Source organism: Arenibacter sp. S6351L, from assembly GCF_023016025.1.
Lineage (GTDB): Bacteria > Bacteroidota > Bacteroidia > Flavobacteriales > Flavobacteriaceae > Arenibacter > Arenibacter algicola_B.
The window spans coordinates 55,839-75,113 of record NZ_JALKBB010000016.1 but is presented as its reverse complement, the minus strand read 5'-3'; the positions used below and the strand labels follow the sequence as shown (position 1 = coordinate 75,113).

The following is a 19,275-nucleotide window of genomic DNA, read 5'->3' as shown; positions in this document are numbered from 1 at the left end:
TAACTTGGTCCATGCCTACTACTGTATTTATTAAGAAAAACAAGTCCAAATCTTGCTCCAATTACATTTCGTAACCTAACAATTTGGATGCAAAATAATTGAGCATTTTTTGTACTTCAGAGTATTTGTTTTCTTCTACTTTTATATCGGTGAGCTTAGGTAAGTGCTTGGCAAAGTAGATCTGGTTGTTGGACATCTCACATAAATTACTGGCCAAGGCGTATGGATACTCAAATGAAGGATTGATTTCTAAAATTACCACAGCAACCTTTGTGATAAGTTTTTTGTAATGTTCAAAAAGACCTTTTCCGTTTTCCTCATCCACTTCTTTTGTCCTATAGGCTTTTGTTCCTTCGGCAATGACGACCCTGTGAAGTATATTTTCATCAACATGGTCGGTAGTCGGATTGTCCACTGATGCCAAAACAAAGGAATTGATGATTATTTCTAATTTCTTTTTCGGGTCATTAATATTAATTGTGTTTATTTTAATAAGATAGGCTACCCACTCCCAATACCAAGAAACCAAATAAATTAGTAGGGCGTGCTTGTTTTCAAAGTAACGATAAACAGAAGGTTCTGTTGAACCAATTTTCTGTGCCAATTTTTTGAAATTAAAAGCTTCAAAGCCCAGTTCGTCAATTAACAAAATACTGTGCTTAATAATGTTTCGCCCCAATGTGGAGTCTTGAGGGTCTCTTAGATAAATACTTTCATTTAGAGAAATTTTAATTTCCACTGACATAATTGAATGATATAAAAACAAAGCTAAACAATTTAAAATTGAAGTAAAACATTATTTAAGATTACAGATACTCTTTTTAATAATAGTTTTACTATTATATAGGAAAGTATTTATATATTTGCTACTGCTAATTATTAAGGCCCAAATTATGAAAACCTCATTATCCCTTTTTGTTACTACAATTTGCCTTGTCATTCTTGCATCCTGCTCAGACGTAACCAGCAAGTTTGAAAATCAATTGAACAACCTTTCAAATAAGGCCAACCAATTAGATTCGGTCATTAATACCGAAATTAACAGGGTTAAAAGTTTAGATTCGGTAATGAATTTGGAAGATCTAAAAATTAATAATTTGGACTCGCTTGTAAATAAAACCTCGTCGAAATTAGATTCTATTTGGAAGGAATATAAATGACAATATTCCAAGATATAGTTTCTTCCATGAAGCCTAACTATTATATTAAATTAATGGTATTGCAATTTTTAAAAATAAATACAATGACATGGATGCGTTCTTGAAAGAGACCCATCTATTTTCTTGGTTGGAACTTGGATCGAACAAAAAATGAAGTTAATGCGATAAATATGAAATAATGGAGAATACACAGTTAAAAATTATTGAAACGGCGGCAGTAGTTATTGGATTCGTTTTATTGTTTATAATGACAGCTAAATTAGTAGATAAAACAGTTTCCAATAGTTTGTTGAAAAAGGCAAGGGGCAAAATCATTAAAAAAGCGATTAATATTATTAACCTCACGGTTTGCATTATAATTATCTTAATAATTTGGGGGGTTGACCAATCAGAATTGGCCGTTTTCGTGGGGTCGACAGTTACTATTCTGGGTATTGCAATGTTTGCCCAATGGTCAATCCTATCCAATATTACCTCCGGTATTATTATATTCTTTAACCACCCTGTAAAATTGGAAGATACGATTAGCATAATGGATAAAGACTATGAAATTGTAGGAAGAGTTAGTGATATAGGTCTTTTTTTCATCATCCTTAAAACAAATGAAGGGGAACAAATAACTATACCCAGTAATGTATTTATTCAAAAAATGATAAAAAAGAAAATAAATGGTTAAGTATGTTATTGTCACTTTGTTTTTTTTGATTTTTGGAAATTTTTCCAATTATATATTGGCACAAGAAAAGTATGAAAGGGAAAGTCGTTTAAAACAAAAATACGTTCCCTCCAATGCGTTAAATTTTATCGATTCTTTAAGCTTGAAGAATAAAGTTAAATGGTATTTGGAGGAAGGCTTTGAAAGTAAAAGTATTGAAGCCAAATTTAAAAGAAACGGAGAAAAGCACAGCATTGAATTTGATATACACGGAATTATTCAAGATGTTGAAATTGAAATGAAATGGAATGATTTATATATGCCATTTAAGAATTTAATAATCAAACAACTAAAGGAAGACTGTATAAAGCACAAAATTGTAAAAACGCAAATACAATACACAGGAAATCAAACGGCGTTACTTTTAAAACTGTTGTCGGATGTATCAGTTAAAGATTTGACCGTTAAATATGAAATTATATTAAAGTGCCATTGCGATAAGAATACTCAACTATTTGAATACCTCTTTAACGATAATGGACAATTAATTATGGCTACTCCAATAATATTTAAACCCAGTAATCACCTTGAGTATTAATAAATTTCATCTAGTATTATTTATTGTTTTTAGTCAATTTTCTAACAACATATCAGCCCAAAGCTCCTACTTGTTTGGATTGTTGCCTTCTATAAATGTAAATTACAAATTGGAAAATGATTGGTCACTTAATACAAAGCTAGAATCACGACATCTTTTACGAAGTGGAGAGTTCAATGGAATTATAGAAAGGAAGTATAACTATATTCTTACTGACCTTTCAATGATTGCCGCCAAAAAAGTTGGATTAAATTCACGGGTAGCAAGCGGCTATCTTATTAGGTTTGAAGAGGAAAAGTTATTTCACAGATTTATTCAACAATACACTGTGCTGCAAAGATTGACCAATTTGAGGTTAGCACATCGCCTTTCCACTGATCAAACATTTTCTCCTATGGAAAAGCCCGAATTCAGATTAAGATATCGCATAGCTTCAGAAGTGGCGCTAGATGGACAATCGGTTGACCCTCGGGAATTCTATTTTAAATTTAATAACGAATACCTTAATAGTTGGCAGGATTATGGCTATGACCTTGAAATTCGCCTTGTTCCACTCTTAGGTTATAACTTAAAGAGCACTAACAAAATTGAAATGGGATTAGACTATAGGGTAAACTCTTTTTTAAACAACAATACGAGACATAGTTTTTGGGTGAATTTAAATTGGTTTATTGAATTGTAAAAATCTTATAAAGATAGTTTATGATAATAATTTCTTCGCTTTTACTTTTGGTAGGTTTTACAGCCTTAATTGCAGGGGCAAATTGGCTGGTCGACGGGGCCTCCTCTCTAGCGAGAGAAAACAAAATTTCAGATTTGGCAATAGGTTTAACAATAGTTGCTTTCGGAACATCTGCACCGGAATTAATAGTCAATTCGGTGGCCTCGTTCAATGGACATTCTGATATAGTTTTAGGGAATGTTATAGGAAGTAATAATTTTAACTTATTTATTATTTTGGGAATTGCAGGTTTAGTCTACCCCATTAACGTGCAATCCTCAACAGCTTGGAGAGAAATCCCAATTTCTCTATTAATAACCCTGTTGTTTCTTGTATTGGCAAACGATTTCTTTTTTACTGCAACTTCAAAAATTTCAAGACTTGATGGTGTCATTCTATTTGCTTGTTTTCTCTCCTTTCTTTATTACGTTTCCAAGAAAATGAAATTAGAAAAAAATGAGGATAGTGATTATCATAAAAAAGCGAATTATAAAATCTGGGGGTTGATAATTTTTGGGCTAGTAGGTCTTTTGGTAGGGGGGAAACTTGTGGTAGACAATGCAGTGGACATAGCAACAACATTGGGCGTAAGCCAAAAGATTATCGGTTTGACCATTATCGCGGCAGGAACATCCTTGCCAGAGTTGGTAACTTCCATAATAGCCGCAATTAAAAAGAAAAGCGACATAGCTATAGGCAACGTAATAGGTTCTAATATTTTCAATATTCTGTTTATATTATCCGTAAGTGCGGTTATCGGTCCAATCGAGTTTAGCAAAAATTTTAATCAAGATATATTAATTATAGTGGGAGGCACTGTCTTTTTAATTATCGCAATGCTTACGGGGCGAAAAAGAATATTGGATCGATGGGAAGCTTTTATATTAATCAGTTTTTATTTATTATACACGGTTTATTTGGTATCGAAAGAATTGTAAAAAACAAACAGAGATACATTGGTTTTAAAAAAAATTGCAATCTAATTTTGTAATAAAGCCTTTCATGGAATTAAATTTCTCTTGAGAATGTTAAGTTTTCATCAAGTTTTGGAATCTGAAAATCATTTGTAGCACATAATTTATATATGCTTTTCCGATAAAATTATTTAGCAACAAGCTGCGGTCAGGATTGCAATTTAGAAAGACAATCTATATGAAATCTGTGTTTTTAGGAGCCATTATTTACCTGGCCCTTCTAAATTCATTGTTAATAACTACAAAATCCCCTAGAAATCGACATTTTTCCATTGTTATATGTTGTGGCCATTTGATATCAAATGATATCCAATAAAATTAAGGGAAGCTAAGTGCAATATTATTTGATATGATTTGCTGTAATTTATTGTACTTCAATTAGTTGTGAATAAATATTGCAATTTTTCACATTCCTTTTTTGCCTATTTTCATACATTTATCCTACCTACAATGGTGTAGGAAGACAAAAGCGCTTTTGTTCATTTAACAACCTTAAATAAGAAACAAATGGACAATTTTTTAATCTTGGAGCGATTGGATCGTTTGGAAAAACTATTGATCGCCAATAAGGAAGTGTTGACTTTTGAGGAGACCTGTGACTTTACGGGAATATCCAGAAGTTATCTGTACAAGCTCACCTCTGTGGGAAAGATCCCATATTCCAAGCCCAACGGTAAAATGCTCTTTTTCGAGAAAAAGAAAATCGTTGAATGGCTGCTCCGGAACGGGCAAAGATCCGCGGAGTAACACGAAGCCCAAACCTGGGCCATGGCCAATATAAAGGCCAATCAAGTAATCACTTAAATTAATATTGCACCAGTGGGATCTCTCTGGTGCCAAACACAATACACATGGACGACATACCCTACATTCGCGTGGGCACCAATTATTACAAATTAGTGAGTGTCCCTACCATATCAGGGAATTTGAGGGAGGTCATAGTACCTTGGACCCTAGAGGCCATCCGCCAGGATCACGGAAGGAATTATATCGGCGGCATAAAAAAATACGATGGTTTCACCTGTCTTCCCTGCCATATCCATTTTGAACAGGAGTGCCACGGTTTTTACAATACCTATTCTCCCTTGCCCCATAAACCCCAAGAGGGAGACTTTCCCTATACCCAGCAGCTTTTGGAACACATCTTCGGGCAACAATCGGATCTCGGAATGGACTATCTGCAACTATTATATTTAAGACCTGTGCAAATCCTGCCGATCCTCTGTTTGGTATCCAAGGAAAGGTCCACAGGCAAGAGTACATTTCTTAAATGGCTGAAGCTCGTGTTCGACAACAACATGACCTACCTTACCAATGACAGTTTCAGCAGCCAATTCAACGCCGATTGGGCGAACAAGCTTTTGATCTGCATCGACGAGGTGCTTTTCAATAAGGAAGAGCTGACCGAGCGCATCAAGTACCTGAGCACGACCAATATCAATAAGCTGGAGGCCAAGGGCAAGGACAAAAGGGAGGTCGAGTTCTTTGGCAAGTTCATCCTTTGCAGCAACAATGAGGACAATTTCATCAAAATAGACGATAATGAGACCCGTTTTTGGGTGTTGAAGTTACCCTCCCTGAAGAAAGAGGAAACCCAGTTTTTGGATTTTTTGGAAGCGGAGATACCTGCTTTCCTGTGCCATCTACAAATTAGAAAACTCACCAGTCCCAATAAGACCCGGATGTGGTTCTCCCCTTCCCAGATCAGGACCAAGGCCCTGGAAAGTTTAATGCGGAACAATAGGAACCGAGTGGAAAAGGAACTAGCCAGTGTGATACTGAGTGCGATGGAAACCTTTGACCTTGAAGAGCTTGAGTTATGCCCCTTGGATGCCCTTCAATTATTGAACCGTACCCGGATCAAAACGGACCTTACCCAATTGAGGCATATCCTGAAAAAGGACTGGAAGCTGATTAATCAGAAGAATTCCATGGTCTACCGGAAATTGATGATCTGGCCGGAAGGAGTGATGGGATGGATAGATGGCAAGGGAAGATATTATACCATAAAGAAGGATTTCCTATTGGAGCAGTTTGGGGAAGAATAGAAAAACGATGAAACGATGACAAATCGATGATGGGTGAAACGTAATGTCCATGGGCGATGCGGTGGGTCTGTCATCATTTGCCAAAAAAATTGCCAATGAAAAGAAAAAACACCCCTCTATTTATACTTTTTTTTGATGAAACGATGACAGATAGAGTTCGTGTCAATAAAGACGGGGGGTTGGGCCGTCATCGTTTTGTCATCATTTTGTCATCAAAAAAGAATGATGATGGGAAATGGGACCAAAAGACAAGAAATGCACAAAAAGAGAACATTTAGGACGAGGTGTGAAACAGCCCGAGCCTTTCCCATCGAGAAGGCGCTGGCAAAACTCGGGCACTTTCCTGCCAGATCGACGGAAAAAGAAGCTTGGTTCCTAAGTCCTTTCAGGCCGGAGGATCAAGCCTCTTTCAAGGTGTCCAAGGAACTCAATAGATGGTACGATCATGGGGCCGGGAGAGGGGGCAATGTGATCGACCTGGTCTGTATTATAAACGGATCATCGGTTAAGGAAACCTTGGATTGGTTGGAGAACGGCCAGATCTCTTTTTCTTTTCAGCAGCGGCCATTAATTCCCGAACAAAATGCAAGCGGTATCCGGGTCCGCTACGCACGACCCATTGGACATTTTGGATTGATCGGTTATCTTAACTCACGCAAAATCCCTGTTTCCACGGCAGCCAAACTTTGCCAGGAGGTCCATTACATCCTTCGGGGCAGAAACTTTTTCGCCATCGGATTGAAGAATGATTCAGGAGGTTGGGAGCTTCGGAACAAATACTATAAGAACTCCAGCTCCCCAAAGGACATCACCTACATAAAGAACGGTAACCGCAGATTGATAGTTACAGAGGGCATGTTCGACATGTTGAGCCTGTTGGAACGGGATAAAAACCTAATGGAAAAGAATGACTTGTTGATATTGAACTCCCTGGCATTTGTGGAAAAAATACCCGGAGTAATTAAGCGCTATCAATCCATAGCACTCTATCTGGACAATGACAAAGCAGGGAAAAGTGCCACAAAATTATTGATGGAACAGAGCCCAAAATGCAGGGACATGTCAAACTTGTACAAGGATTTTAAGGATGTGAACGCATGGTTGATGTCCAAAAAACTATGACCCGTCGGGGAAGGAATTCAAGATGTGTCTTTGTTGCCACAAAGACGATCTTGCTTTGCTCCCGATGGTTGCAAAGAAACAAAAAATGAAAAGGACCTATATCAAATTCCGCTGTTCCCTATTCGAGAAGAAACTGCTAAGGATCAAGGCCAAAAAGAGCGGTCTGAGCGTAAGCGAATATTGCCGTCGTGCTGCTTTCGGGGACAGGATCATCGAACGCTTGACGGAGGAACAGATAGACATCTATAAGATGCTGATCCAGTATGCAACAAACTTTAAGCTGATCGGGAACATGTTCCGAAAACGAAATCCCAAACTGGCGGAAGAGGTCACAAAGCTGGCCGAGGAAATACGGGACCACCTCAAAAATTTCAAAAAATGATAGGCAAGGGAAAATCGATATCGCACACCAGGGCTTCCATGCAATATGGCTGGAACCAGGAAAAGGATGCGGAGGTAGTTTATTCCAAACATCTGGCTGGGGAAACTCCAAAGGAGATTACGGCGGAATTCAAGATCATCCAAGATCAGAATACCAGGTGCACCAACAATACCCTGAGCTTTGTCCTCAGCCCTACCATAGAGGATGGAAAGGAACTTGATTCCAAAGGGCTTGGCGAGATAACTGAAAAGTTCCTCAAGGAAATGAAACTACAGGAGCACCAGGCCATCGGCTTTGTACACAGGGACCAACAACATACCCATGTCCATTTGTACGTAAACCGCATCGATTTTAACGGTAGGGCCTATAACGACAGTTTTATCGGAAAGAGGAGCCAGCAGGCTGCGGAAAATGTTGCCAAGGAAATGGGGCTGACCACGGCAAGGGAGGTGCAACAGGAAAAATTGGACCGGATCAAACTTATACGATTTGAGATCAAACAGGTCCATGAAAAGGTCATGGCCGAACACCGCCCCCAGGACCTGGACCGGTACATCAGATTAATGGGAGAAAAGGATATAAATGTTGTTCCCAGTATCAACAAGTCGAACCGATTACAGGGATTTCGGTTTGAATTTAAGGGACACAGCCTAAAGGGGAGCGAGGTGCACCGTTCCATGTCGGGCAGTAGATTGTTGATGGGGATAGGGGAACAGGCAGGTAAGGGCTTCGTCAAGAACAAGGTCAATACAGTCAGCCTAATGGGAAGGGCCACTCAGCTCAGTGGGAATATCGCTCTAAAGTTGGCAAAACAGGCCATCAAACAGGCAATCCAAAAAAGTGCGGGATTCGAGATAGGATACTAATAATAAAACGAAAATAATATGGCAAAGTTGGACGAGATTACGGAACTATTGACGGACGAACTGGAAGAAATGAAACAGATGTTGGTGAAACTGGAACTGCTAAGCAAGGAATTGACCAGTTCGGAAACGGTACAGGATATTTCCCTAATAAGAAATGAACTGGAGGTACTCAAGAGAACGCAGGAACATCATTTCCAAGGGCAGGATACAAGAACCAACCAAATAGGGGAGCAGTTGAAAAAGTCGCAGATCATCCCTGAATGGCTATTGTTCATGGTCAGTTTGATATTAATTATTTCTTTATCCATTTCGGGCTATTTGGGCTACCAGGTGGTACAGTTCGAAGAAGAAAAGGAGAAGGCTTTCGAACAGGGAAAAGCAGCCAATCCAACGGAACTGAATAGCTATTTTAAAGAGCATCCCGATATCTACAAGGACTTTTTGATATGGTCCAGAAAAGAAGTAAAGCCAGGTCAAAAGTAGGTTGCGCCCTAATTCGATTTTATTTAACGCTTATCCCCCGGAACGCTATAAAATCGAATCAGGATCCATGCGCAAAGTTTTTGTAAGATTTGGGAAGTTTAGCACCATTAAATCAATGTGAAATCAAAAACTGTATTATCCATATTTGACACATATGGATAAATTTATTATCTTTACTTTTAAAAAATATAAGTCATGAATATTAGTTTCACAAAGAAGCAAGAGGAGTATATCTCTGAACAGGTTCAATCCGGGGAATACCAAAACAACAGTGAGGTTATTAGGGACGCCCTAAGACTTCATAGCATATATCGGGAAAAAGTAATTCGAGATTTAAGAAAGGAAATCGAGAAAGGTTGGGACGGTCCTGATAGCCAAAGATCCATGCAAGAAATTATAGCTTCAAAAAGAAAAGCCTAATGTCCAAATACGTTCTTGCGCAAGAGGCAGAAAACGACATCGAGGAAATCTTTGAATTTGGAGAATACAAATTTGGCAAGGCCCAAGCGATATCTTATTTAATTCAAATGGAAGAATACTTTGTGCTCTTGGCAGAAAACCCAGGTATTGGCAAAAAACGGAATGAAATTAAGGAAGGACTATTTAGCCTCCCTTACGTTTCCCACATAATATTCTATAGAATATTAGAGAATCATATTAGAATTGTTCGGGTACTATATGGTGGAAGGGATTTGGTAAGATTCTTAAAGTAAGATTGTGACCAAACAAAGTTAGCCTAGTATCTGTTACATATCACATCCCACCAATATAGAGCTGTGTCGCTATTTCAGGTAGTTGAATCAAAAATTCACAATATTTTCAAGGGCTCTATCCGTTTCGGTACTTATAAAGCTGGATTGATACATCATTGTTGTTGTTACAGATGAGTGTCTATATAATTTTTGTAATAGTTGCACGGGTACTGTATCGCCAGCAATTTGACCAAAACTATGTCTAGCTATGTGCATAGTAAGTTTTTTACTGATTTTTGCGTGAGAAGCAATATTGGTTAATTGCCTGTTAAGGCGTTTATTGGCCGTCTTAATTTTGATATAAATGTCTTCGGGGTTCTTAGGGTCTGAAACTTTAAGCTCAGGAAAAACAAAGTCATCTGCACCATCTTTATATTTTAGGTAAGTCTCCAAAATAGGTTGGATCTTTTCCGGAAGCTTTAGGGAAACTATTTTGGAATTTTTACTCATCGTATAATGCAATCGACCGTCGTAGATATCGCTCCATCGTATTTTTAATACGTCTCCTATCCGTATACCTGCTAAATAGAAACTAAATAACCATACGTTTCTTGCATGTTCCTCTTCCGGGCTTAAATTGTCCAAATTTTCAATAGCAAGAATCTCGTCTATGGTCAATCCTATTTTTCTAGATTCTGGAAATTTGATGATGATCTTTCCTATACCGAATGGATAGAACTTTCTATCCACAATTCCATTTCGGATGGCCCTATTGAAAATAAGTCTTATAAATACAAAATGATTAACTACAGTACGTTCGGAAAGTGATTTGTCGATTATTAGATGTGTTTTATAATCTTTCAAAAATTTCTCGTCAATATCTTGAAAGATTAATGCCTTGGATTTTGAATATCTTTTAAGGTGATTGATATATGCCCTTTCTACAGATATTCTGGAGAATTTTTTATTGGCAATAGATTCTTTTAAATGCATATCGGCAATCTCGAAAAATGATTTTCCCTTATCTTTATAAATTATTTCATCTTTAATTTGTAGTGGTGTGATATCACTATTATTGGTCTGCAATTTTAGCAAAATCTTGCTGGTTTCGGCCAACTTTGTAGCAATGAGGTTGTTTAAGTAAACTGCGTTCGGATGTGATTTTCTAACGCATTTTCTGTTCTCGTCCCAATATTTTAGGTCTAAGTAGTGCCCAAGGTAAATATAACTGGATTTGCGATTTTTAGTAACCCTAATAGATAAGGGAAATAACCCTCTTTTATTAGGTTTTTTTCTTAAAGTTATTGTCGCTAATGATGCCATTTTAGAATCTCTATTTTTAAAGATAATAAAATTTCAGGTACAACATAGGTACAACATTTGGCGATATCATTTGATATTAAATGATATTAAATTTTATTACATTCAGTATAATACACTGAAAATGAAATAGTTTGGTTTTTTTTGTTGCAATTTGATTTAATAATTAGCAAACTTAGGATCTAGTGCCGTGAGGTGTGAGAGTTCGAGTCTCTCCGCCTGTACTGAGTAAAAAGCTCTTCAGAAATGAGGAGCTTTTTTTGTGGTCTATGGTTTTGAGGTAGGAGAGACGAGAAGCCTGTCCCGCCATGGGCGGGAAGTCTCGGAGTTTATCCTGAGCATTTCGACTGCGCGCAATACAAGTTACGCCGAAGGACCTGTACTGAGTAATAGCTCTTCAGAAATGAGGAGTTTTTTTGTTTATAAGTTTGGACAAGTAGAAAATACTGTAACCAAAATAATAATGATCTATTCCCTTGCAATCATATCAAAACTTACAATTCCGCCATCGATAACCGCTTTTTTTAAAATTCCATTATTGTAATAATAGGTATTCTCCTTTCCCTGTGAATTAATTTTTTTATAAGTATGGTTTCCAAGAGCTACAATATGGTTTACACTCCCGTCCTGTTCGGAATAACAACGATCTATATCAACAGGTTCTTGAAAATACAATAGTATGGTGGTGTAGTCGATTGGTTCCGTAAGGGTGTTTTCCTCATTGTTGTTTTTGGTAATCTGATAATACCCATTTTTCCATAGTGTAGTTGTTTTGGAATGTGGCTTATCATTTACTGTAATTTGGACATTGGCTTTTTTTAGCACCATATCATTAAAGGTAACATCATATTTATAATCTACTTCAATGTCTTTGATGAGCCTGGTTTTTATAACCGTTGAACTATGATAATAGATTGTTGAGTCCTTGGTGTTTTGACTCACTTTTAAAGTACCGACTATTTTATCCTTTAGTACTATATCAAAATATTTTGATGTGTTGGGTGCAATTGGATTTGTGGCAGTACAAACTATTAGGCCAACCAATAAAAGCAGACGTATCATATTTATTAAAATTAAATTGACGCTGCAAAATTAGGTTTTAAAATTATAAGTATATATTACTTGTATTAATACGTTGCTCAACCTCGGATGCACAGGTGCATTTATGCCAATTCACCTAAAAGGGAATCTGTAAGTTTTTCTACATTGGCTGTAATCTTTTCAATAGGCCAATCCCACCATTTTAGCTCCAATAATTTCACAATATCAGCTTCTGAAAAACGTTTTCGGATCAACTGACCAGGATTGCCACCCACAATACTATAGGGTTCTACATCTTTAGTCACCGTGGTATTACTGGCAATTATGGCCCCATCGCCAATTGTAATTCCCGGCATTATGGTGGCATTATAACCAATCCAAACGTCATTGCCGATTATTGTATCGCCTTTTGAAGGATAGCCCTTACCGTCCATGGCGTGGCTCCAAGCCTTACCGAAAATGGCGAATGGATAGGAAGATATGGAACTGCTTAAATGATTGGCCCCATTCATGATAAAGGTCACATCGGAGGCAATCATACAAAACTTTCCAATAATGAGCTTGTCTCCTACAAAGTCGAAATGATATTTTACATTTTTCTCAAAATTGGCCACATCCTCAAAATCATCGTAATAGGTATAGTCGCCAACAAGTATATTGGGGTTCTTTACAATGTTCTTTAAAAAACAAAGTCGATCGTAATTTTCTAAGGGAAACGGATTGTTTTTATCAGGTGCGTTCATAGGACTTTAAATTTGGTAAATAACTGAAAGATATGCCTAAAGCAGCGCTAAATGTAGTGCAAAGGGTCGATATTTTTTAAATTTTTAAAAAAAATTTAACCCAGATTAAGCTAATTGAAGTAATTGCCAATAATCTATAAATTATAATTTTGGGAGGCGGCTTTGCCTAGGATATCTGACCATGAGGAAATACATAAACTAAGCCTAAGGACATAAATTAAAATTGGAATTATACTTGCCAAAGACTAAAGTACAAATAATGGAGGTAATCCCTAATGGTTTTTGTCTGATGTAGATCTAACATTAGGCATATGCATATGGCTGTGACAACGACGATAGTCCCCAAAATTGATAATTACGCATTTGTTCTTTTTTTTATAGTATCCATTTCGTTCTGAAAGAAGAGGGGTAATCTGTGACTGCCGTACCTAGGTGCTATGGCATCTTCTGCCATAAGGGTGAGGAAAAATTCGATCGGACCATAGGTCTTGGAGGAGGTAAAAGTCCTCATAATCCATAGTATGGATTTTCGCAACCAATGGGGTACATGAATAATATTGATGGGCTTTCCGGCGGTTAAAAGAGCCATTTCTGCAACTTCGTAATGGGTGAGGATATCGGGTCCGCCCACCGCAATCTCCTTCTTGTTGGAATTAATGGCATCAACACAAACCTGGGCCAGATCGGCACCATGTATGGGGTTGAACTTCTTTTTTCCTTTCCCGAAAATATAAACACTTCCTTTTTCCGCCATCTTTAGAAAGTCGCACATATCGGAAAAGAAACCATTGGGACGTATTATGGCGTAGTCTAGCCCCGATGCCATAAGTTGATCTACAAAGGCTTCCTTGGCTTCCACCAATTTTAGGTTTCTGTGTAGTTGTCCATTAATCACGGATACGTAAATAAACTTTTTTACGCCTGCCCTTTTTGCTTCTTCCAACAGGTTCATATTGGCCCCATAATCTACGTCCATGTAGGTGAGTCCGTCTTTTTGGCGAGTAATTCCTACTGTGGAAATAACGGTATCCACCCCGTGGAAATGCCCCCTTAATGTTTCCGGGCGTGTAACTTCGGCTTGGATAATCTCTGCCAGTTTTAAGGCCATGTCAATTATCTTGCCCGGTTTTCTTACTATAATTTTTGTGTCAATATTTCTGGAAATCAATTCCTTGGTAATATAATTTCCCAAATATCCGGTGGCTCCCGCCAATAGGATCGTTTTTTTTATTTCGTAGTGTTGCATTTTTATATTTTCAAAGTTCATAGTCCGTGACTATCGGGTTCACTATAATAATTTATAGATTAAAAGTAATAGGTAACTCATGACGGGTCGTTCCAAATTATGATTTGGAACTATTTGCCAGATGCCATTTTATTGGAATGGAATCCCTTCCGACAGCCAAATAATCGTAGCCCAGTAATTGTTTCTAAGGTTAGCATTTTCTAAGAATGCCTCCTGTTGATCGTTGTCCAAAACGTGTCCATTTATAAAGACTACTTCAGGTTAGTCAAGGGTATTTGTTTTTTTTAAAATAATGACAATGGCGGCCTTAACTTATTCAATGGAATCCAAAAACTCGGTTATGGCTGTGGTTACTTTTTCTTTAACGGCAATGTAATCTTGTATGTTGCCGCTGAAGGAGGCATCCATATTGGTCATCAAAACATATCCTGAATTACCATTTTGATCTATTTCCATATGTGTGGAGATCCCAAAACTGTTACCTCCATGTAAGGCCTTTCCATCTTGGAAATACCAGAATAACCCATGGTTTTCTGCAAAATCCTGAGGCACTGTCCCTGCAGCCAATTGAGGGGCAAAGAGGAGTCCATAGGAGTCTTTGGAAAATAAGACCGTGGATTCCCCTTTAATACCCTTTGCCATATCCAAAAGATACTTTCCCATGTCTTTATTGGTGGTATACATGCTTCCCTCTGGATAGGAATCATTGGCGTAAACTGGTAGCGGGGTGTCCTCATTTATATATCGCGTGGCCATTTCGTGGGTATTGATTTCCGAAATATTATAAGTGGAAGCATTCATTTGCAGAGGTTGCAAAATATTTTCTTTTACATAATCATCAAAGGATTGTCCCGTTGCCGTTTCAATGATATACCCGGTTAGGCCGGTAGCCAAATTGGAGTAGTTCCAGGTACTTCCTGGAGGCGTGTCGGCAAAATTATCCAAACTGTAAAGATCACCATCTTCCAGGAAATAGTTAGCCAGAAATTCTTCCAAGGTAAAAGTTTCTCTTTGTTCTATTCCAACTTCGTCCATTAGGAGGCCGGCACCGGCAGTGGCAATATCCTCACCAGGTATAATATGGTAATTGTGGGCCAAATAAACCTCTGGGGTATCCAATAGACCGGAGGTATGGGTAACCAAGTGTTTTATTTTGATGATCCCATCCGGTTGTTTAGGATTAATAAGTTGGATCGGCAAGATATCCTTTATATCGGTTTCCAAGGTGAAATACCCCTGTTCAATGGCCTTGGCCACTGCAGTTCCTACGAAGGTCTTGCTTACGGAAGCAATAGAATTTATGGTTTCATTGGTGTAGGCTACCTGATTCTGAATATTAGCATAGCCAAAGGACTCCTGATAAACAATACTATTGCCTTTTACTATACTGATGGCCAATCCGGGCATAGAGGAAGTTTGTACTAGTTCCCCTAGGTAAGCATTTAAATCGGCCGCGTTTTTAATTGAGGAAGGTTCTGGAGTGGTTGCTTCGATATCATTAGTGGAGCAGGATGTTAACGAAAGGATTAAACTTAGAATTGATAGTAGTAGGATTCTGGATAAAGTTGTCATTATACTATGATTTTTTAGATTTATATTTTTTTACTTGGCAAAGATGCGGTACCGCTTCTTGCCATTCGTTCTGGATTATTATTCAGGACTTCTTTTGGTTGTTTACTTTGGTTCCTTTTGCACCCTGGATCAATAGATATAAGCATAGGGAAAATTCTCCAAGGTCGGCCGGAGCGGTTATATATTCGGATAAAGCGCTGCTTTTTTCGGGAAGAAGAAAATAGAACATGAAATCCAATAGATAGCTAAAACAGCCTACGATCAAGAATATCCCTATAATTTTGGGAAACCTATCCGATTTAAAAACCAAATAGCCTAGTGGTAGCAGCCAAAGTCCAAAAAACAACTGGGCAATGTGATATCCTTTATTATGCATCTCCAAATAGAACAGAACGGAACTATTAATCTGTTCTGCACCGTATGATGCACTATACCCATTTGGATTCAATAACAGCAAGGGGGCATAATGGTTAAGCATATTGATGCACATAATGGCTACGGCCACCGTTACGCTCAGGACCATAAGACCGGCCATAGCACGACTTGTTTTTTTGAACAATTGGTACAATGCCATGGGCAGCAGAAAATAAGCTAATTGCATTATTAGATCTGCAACAAAACCCATTCGGAAGAGCATTTCATTGTCCTTGATGTTCCTTACGGTTTCGGCGGCATTGGTTAAATTTACCAATGTGAACCGGACATATTTTTCGGCGAAAATGCCGCAGATGATAACCGTAAGGTAAAGTGTCCCCGCAATTAGGGCCATCCTTTTATTGTTTAACATAGTGGGAAGTATTAAAAGATTTTGTGTAGGATTGATGACGAATAAATAGCACTAATTTTATTTCAACGGATTGGCCAATTGCTCATCATATGCCTCCCAAAAGACAAGGTCCCGGCTCTTTTTCTTTTCTAATGGATTTTTTTTCCATTTTTTGGAAAGCAGGATATTCATATTAAAATAGCGGTTATACATGTCGGCCCCGTTGCCTATGTCCACCATGCCATAATGGTAGCGTAGATCCAGTAGGAGTCTCGATTTTTTAAACTTGAACTCATAGCCCATACCAAATTGTAAGCCGGCATCCCAGCGACTATAGGTACCCAGTTCCGAACCGAATTCCATTTTGGACTTACCTCCGGGCAGGAGTTCATTGCTCTCGGTTTTTAATCGACCGCTGATGTTATAGCTAATTACCGGTCCCGCGTTTACATATAGGTTGCACAGATGCAAACGAGCCATCACTGGTAGATCCAGGGTGTTGAACCTGATCTTGGTTTCCTGGCCGGTAAGGGGGTTATTATTTTCCAAACGTCCTCCTTTCATTACAAAGTACAGCTCCGGTACCAAAGAGAAGTACTCACTGATTCCAGCTTGGAATGAGGCTCCGGCCTGAAGGCCCCAATACCCCTTTTTGAAATCCTTAAGTTCTTTGTTGTTGTCCCCATAATTAAGACTTGTTGGGGTATAGTTGATCACTACATCCATAAAAGTCTCTTGGGCCGTGGTTTTTATTATAAATAAGCCCATTGTAATGATGACTACTAATTGCTTTTTCATCTTTGTGATTGTTTTAAAGATTAATTGTGGGGCAAAGATGAAAATGTAGTGGGTGCCAAACGCCCGTACTTATGATTCCGAACTATTTGGGTAAAATTTGGAACTTGTTTATTTCGCTTCCGTTAAAAGTGGTATTGTAAGAGTAGTGTTTTTCCAGGTACCCTTATCTTTTTAATCTGTACTCGAAATTTAGGGCATCCTCTGTTTTACCCATTGCTTAGGGGTCATGCCGGTTTCTTTTTTAAAGAAGGTATTGAAGACGGTTTTGGAATTGAAACCACTGTCGTAGGCCAGGCCAAGTAGGGTCAGGTTTTTATTGGCAGGGTCTATGGCCATTTGTTGAAACTCTTTTATCCGGAATTGATTTATAAAATCGTTGAAATTTTTTCCGAAATGGTTGTTCAACAGCCATGAAAGTTTGTTGGGGTGCAGCCCCACATTGGCGGCCAGTTGTTTTAAGTTTAGTTCTGGGTCAATAAATAGCTTTTCTTGGTGCATAAGTAGTTCCAAGACCTCGGAATAATGCTCAATTTGACCACTGTCAAAAGGGGATGAAGCTACGGGGCTTTTGGGCTCCAAAATAAATTCTGGCAAATCCAGGATTTGAAATACCGAATCCTCTATATCCTTATATTGCCTGTATGCACGTAAAGGTTCCAAAAAGGGATCGTTTTTAAAATTGAACAATTGTCCAGACCTCTCTTTTATTCGATTATCAAGCATGTCCAGGGCAATTTCATGATTGCCATTATAAACCTCGTAATATAGGTCCCAAGCACGAAGACTTACTGCAGAGGCTTCCTGAAACTCTTTTTCGACCTCTTTTTTGGGAATATTAAAAACATTTTCCTGGTGCATAAGGTCGTAAATAGCCCTGTACGTATTGGGTCGCTCCAACTGCGGGGTGTTTTCTACAAACGCTGCCAATACATCTGGCTGCCGGTCCAAAATTAGGGATGCAGCCTTCATTTCCAATGCCAACGGTAAATGTGGATTTAATGATAAAGCCTTGTCAAAAAGAACAATGGCATCTTTGTAGTTCCTTTTAAAATAGATCATGTTGCCCTGGGTGAAATATAGGTTGGCGGATAGGGGGTTAATACGCAGTGCCATTTCGTTATTGGCCAAGGCTTCGTCTATCATTCCCAATGCAGAGAAGCCGTCTGCCATAGCATCACGTACTTCCGAGGAATTAGGGTTTATTTCAAGGGACAATTGTAAATGCTCAAAGGCATCCTTATAGTTCCAATAGCCCCAAAAACTTATGGTGCCCTTAACATAATGTCCCATGGCGGAGTTGGGATTCGATTGCAGCCCCGTATCAATGTGCCGATTGGCTTCCAGGAGTCCTTCATCCTTTTTCACATAGCCCCAACTGGCCAGCATTCCCAAGCACCAACCTTTTTCAAAATGGGCGTCGGCGTAGCTCGGGTCCAGTGTTATACTCTGTTCAAAATAGGGGATGGCATCCCTGACATCATGGGCGTTCCAGCGCATGCGCAATTCACGGCCCTTTAGAAGATGCTTGTATGCTTCAATATTTTTGGTAGGGGCTTCGATTAAATGTTCCTGCACATCAAAGTGCCCAAAGTTCTCCCGAATCTTGTCGGCAATGAGCAAGCTAATCTCATCTTGTAGTTCAAATATATCGGAAAGGTGGCGGTCAAAATTCTCGGACCAGATATGAAAACCGGTATCCGTACGTATCAATTGCGCGGTAATCCTTACCCGATCATTTACAATCCTTGCACTTCCTTCAAGCAATGTTTCAACTCCAAGCTCATTGCCTATGAGACGGGCATCCATATTTCTTTGCTTGTAGTAAAAGGAAGATGTTCTTGCAGTTACCTTTAGATCCCGGACTTTGGTCAGCGCATTGATGATTTCCTCCGTAATTCCGTCCGAAAAGTACTCGTTTTCTTCCCTTCCAATGTTTAAAAAAGGTAGTACAGCAATAGACTTCGGATTAAAAGAGGTTTGCACTCGCTGGCCGGGGTTGTTTGTTAAATCGAAAAAATGAAATCTAAAATACAAATTTTAATCTAAAAGTATCCCGTTTTTATTGGCTCGGAAAGGGTTATATCCAGG

Annotated in this window: 22 protein-coding genes; 13 read left to right on the top strand and 9 right to left on the bottom strand. The window is 38.5% G+C overall.

What is annotated here, in order from left to right:
* Positions 1 to 61: 61 nt before the first annotated feature.
* Complete coding sequence (locus MWU82_RS13905) at positions 62 to 745, bottom strand: TetR/AcrR family transcriptional regulator (protein ID WP_117018390.1); 684 nt, start codon at positions 743 to 745, stop codon at positions 62 to 64.
* Positions 746 to 1,338: 593 nt separating this feature from the next.
* Between MWU82_RS13905 and MWU82_RS13900 the strand changes: the two genes are divergently transcribed.
* From MWU82_RS13900 to MWU82_RS13840, 13 genes are all read left to right on the top strand, one after another.
* A complete protein-coding gene (locus tag MWU82_RS13900) occupies positions 1,339 to 1,836 on the top strand; it encodes a mechanosensitive ion channel domain-containing protein (RefSeq protein WP_117018391.1) in 498 nt (165 codons plus the stop codon).
* Positions 1,829 to 2,413 carry a hypothetical protein gene (locus MWU82_RS13895; RefSeq protein WP_069858489.1) on the top strand — a complete coding sequence of 195 codons (585 nt, stop codon included), beginning with the start codon at positions 1,829 to 1,831 and terminating at the stop codon, positions 2,411 to 2,413. The genes MWU82_RS13900 and MWU82_RS13895 overlap by 8 nt, the downstream gene beginning before the upstream one ends.
* On the top strand, positions 2,403 to 3,095 hold the full coding sequence (locus MWU82_RS13890) for a DUF2490 domain-containing protein (RefSeq protein WP_069858491.1): 693 nt from the start codon (positions 2,403 to 2,405) through the stop codon (positions 3,093 to 3,095). Before MWU82_RS13895 ends, MWU82_RS13890 begins: the two co-directional genes overlap by 11 nt.
* A gap of 20 nt (positions 3,096 to 3,115) precedes the next feature.
* Positions 3,116 to 4,072 (top strand): calcium/sodium antiporter, encoded by a 957-nt coding sequence (locus MWU82_RS13885; protein ID WP_281502435.1) that lies wholly within the window; start codon positions 3,116 to 3,118, stop codon positions 4,070 to 4,072.
* A 543-nt stretch (positions 4,073 to 4,615) separates the two neighbouring features.
* Entirely contained in the window at positions 4,616 to 4,855 is a 240-nt protein-coding gene (locus MWU82_RS13880; RefSeq protein WP_117018392.1) for a helix-turn-helix domain-containing protein, read from the top strand.
* A gap of 104 nt (positions 4,856 to 4,959) precedes the next feature.
* The gene (locus tag MWU82_RS13875) at positions 4,960 to 6,156 is read left to right on the top strand and encodes a primase-helicase family protein (protein WP_117018393.1); all 1,197 of its coding nucleotides are present in this window, start codon (positions 4,960 to 4,962) and stop codon (positions 6,154 to 6,156) included.
* A gap of 95 nt (positions 6,157 to 6,251) precedes the next feature.
* Complete coding sequence (locus MWU82_RS13870) at positions 6,252 to 6,434, top strand: hypothetical protein (protein WP_147321421.1); 183 nt, start codon at positions 6,252 to 6,254, stop codon at positions 6,432 to 6,434.
* A complete protein-coding gene (locus MWU82_RS13865; RefSeq protein ID WP_247096817.1) occupies positions 6,412 to 7,278 on the top strand; it encodes a toprim domain-containing protein in 867 nt (288 codons plus the stop codon). Before MWU82_RS13870 ends, MWU82_RS13865 begins: the two co-directional genes overlap by 23 nt.
* A 64-nt stretch (positions 7,279 to 7,342) precedes the next feature.
* On the top strand, positions 7,343 to 7,660 hold the full coding sequence (gene mbpA / locus MWU82_RS13860) for a mobilization protein MbpA (protein WP_247096816.1): 318 nt from the start codon (positions 7,343 to 7,345) through the stop codon (positions 7,658 to 7,660).
* Positions 7,657 to 8,526, top strand: a complete 870-nt coding sequence (locus MWU82_RS13855; RefSeq protein WP_247096815.1) for a relaxase/mobilization nuclease domain-containing protein — start codon at positions 7,657 to 7,659, stop codon at positions 8,524 to 8,526. Before mbpA ends, MWU82_RS13855 begins: the two co-directional genes overlap by 4 nt.
* Positions 8,527 to 8,544: 18 nt before the next feature.
* The gene (locus MWU82_RS13850) at positions 8,545 to 9,009 is read left to right on the top strand and encodes a DUF6730 family protein (RefSeq protein WP_247096814.1); all 465 of its coding nucleotides are present in this window, start codon (positions 8,545 to 8,547) and stop codon (positions 9,007 to 9,009) included.
* Between the two features lie 195 nt (positions 9,010 to 9,204).
* Positions 9,205 to 9,429 carry a type II toxin-antitoxin system ParD family antitoxin gene (locus MWU82_RS13845; RefSeq protein ID WP_069858505.1) on the top strand — a complete coding sequence of 75 codons (225 nt, stop codon included), beginning with the start codon at positions 9,205 to 9,207 and terminating at the stop codon, positions 9,427 to 9,429.
* Positions 9,429 to 9,722: a type II toxin-antitoxin system RelE/ParE family toxin gene (locus MWU82_RS13840; protein WP_069858507.1), complete on the top strand. Its 294-nt coding sequence runs from the start codon at positions 9,429 to 9,431 to the stop codon at positions 9,720 to 9,722. The genes MWU82_RS13845 and MWU82_RS13840 overlap by 1 nt, the downstream gene beginning before the upstream one ends.
* Before the next feature lie 87 nt (positions 9,723 to 9,809).
* Here MWU82_RS13840 and MWU82_RS13835 read toward each other — a convergent pair whose 3' ends face one another.
* The 8 genes from MWU82_RS13835 to MWU82_RS13800 form a co-directional block, all read right to left on the bottom strand.
* Positions 9,810 to 11,024 carry a site-specific integrase gene (locus MWU82_RS13835; protein ID WP_247096813.1) on the bottom strand — a complete coding sequence of 405 codons (1,215 nt, stop codon included), beginning with the start codon at positions 11,022 to 11,024 and terminating at the stop codon, positions 9,810 to 9,812.
* Positions 11,025 to 11,489: 465 nt separating this feature from the next.
* The gene (locus MWU82_RS13830) at positions 11,490 to 12,083 is read right to left on the bottom strand and encodes a DUF6134 family protein (protein WP_247096812.1); all 594 of its coding nucleotides are present in this window, start codon (positions 12,081 to 12,083) and stop codon (positions 11,490 to 11,492) included.
* Positions 12,084 to 12,184: 101 nt separating this feature from the next.
* On the bottom strand, positions 12,185 to 12,805 hold the full coding sequence (locus tag MWU82_RS13825) for a CatB-related O-acetyltransferase (protein WP_247096811.1): 621 nt from the start codon (positions 12,803 to 12,805) through the stop codon (positions 12,185 to 12,187).
* Positions 12,806 to 13,160: 355 nt separating this feature from the next.
* On the bottom strand, positions 13,161 to 14,051 hold the full coding sequence (locus MWU82_RS13820) for an SDR family oxidoreductase (RefSeq protein ID WP_247096810.1): 891 nt from the start codon (positions 14,049 to 14,051) through the stop codon (positions 13,161 to 13,163).
* 312 nt (positions 14,052 to 14,363) lie between these two features.
* Entirely contained in the window at positions 14,364 to 15,623 is a 1,260-nt protein-coding gene (locus MWU82_RS13815) for a serine hydrolase domain-containing protein (RefSeq protein ID WP_247096809.1), read from the bottom strand.
* Between the two features lie 82 nt (positions 15,624 to 15,705).
* Positions 15,706 to 16,410, bottom strand: a complete 705-nt coding sequence (locus MWU82_RS13810; protein ID WP_247096808.1) for a DUF4386 domain-containing protein — start codon at positions 16,408 to 16,410, stop codon at positions 15,706 to 15,708.
* Positions 16,411 to 16,467: 57 nt separating this feature from the next.
* A complete protein-coding gene (locus MWU82_RS13805) occupies positions 16,468 to 17,187 on the bottom strand; it encodes a porin family protein (protein WP_215947368.1) in 720 nt (239 codons plus the stop codon).
* 189 nt (positions 17,188 to 17,376) lie between these two features.
* Positions 17,377 to 19,221 carry a helix-turn-helix domain-containing protein gene (locus tag MWU82_RS13800; protein WP_247096807.1) on the bottom strand — a complete coding sequence of 615 codons (1,845 nt, stop codon included), beginning with the start codon at positions 19,219 to 19,221 and terminating at the stop codon, positions 17,377 to 17,379.
* Between the last annotated feature and the right edge of the window lie 54 nt (positions 19,222 to 19,275).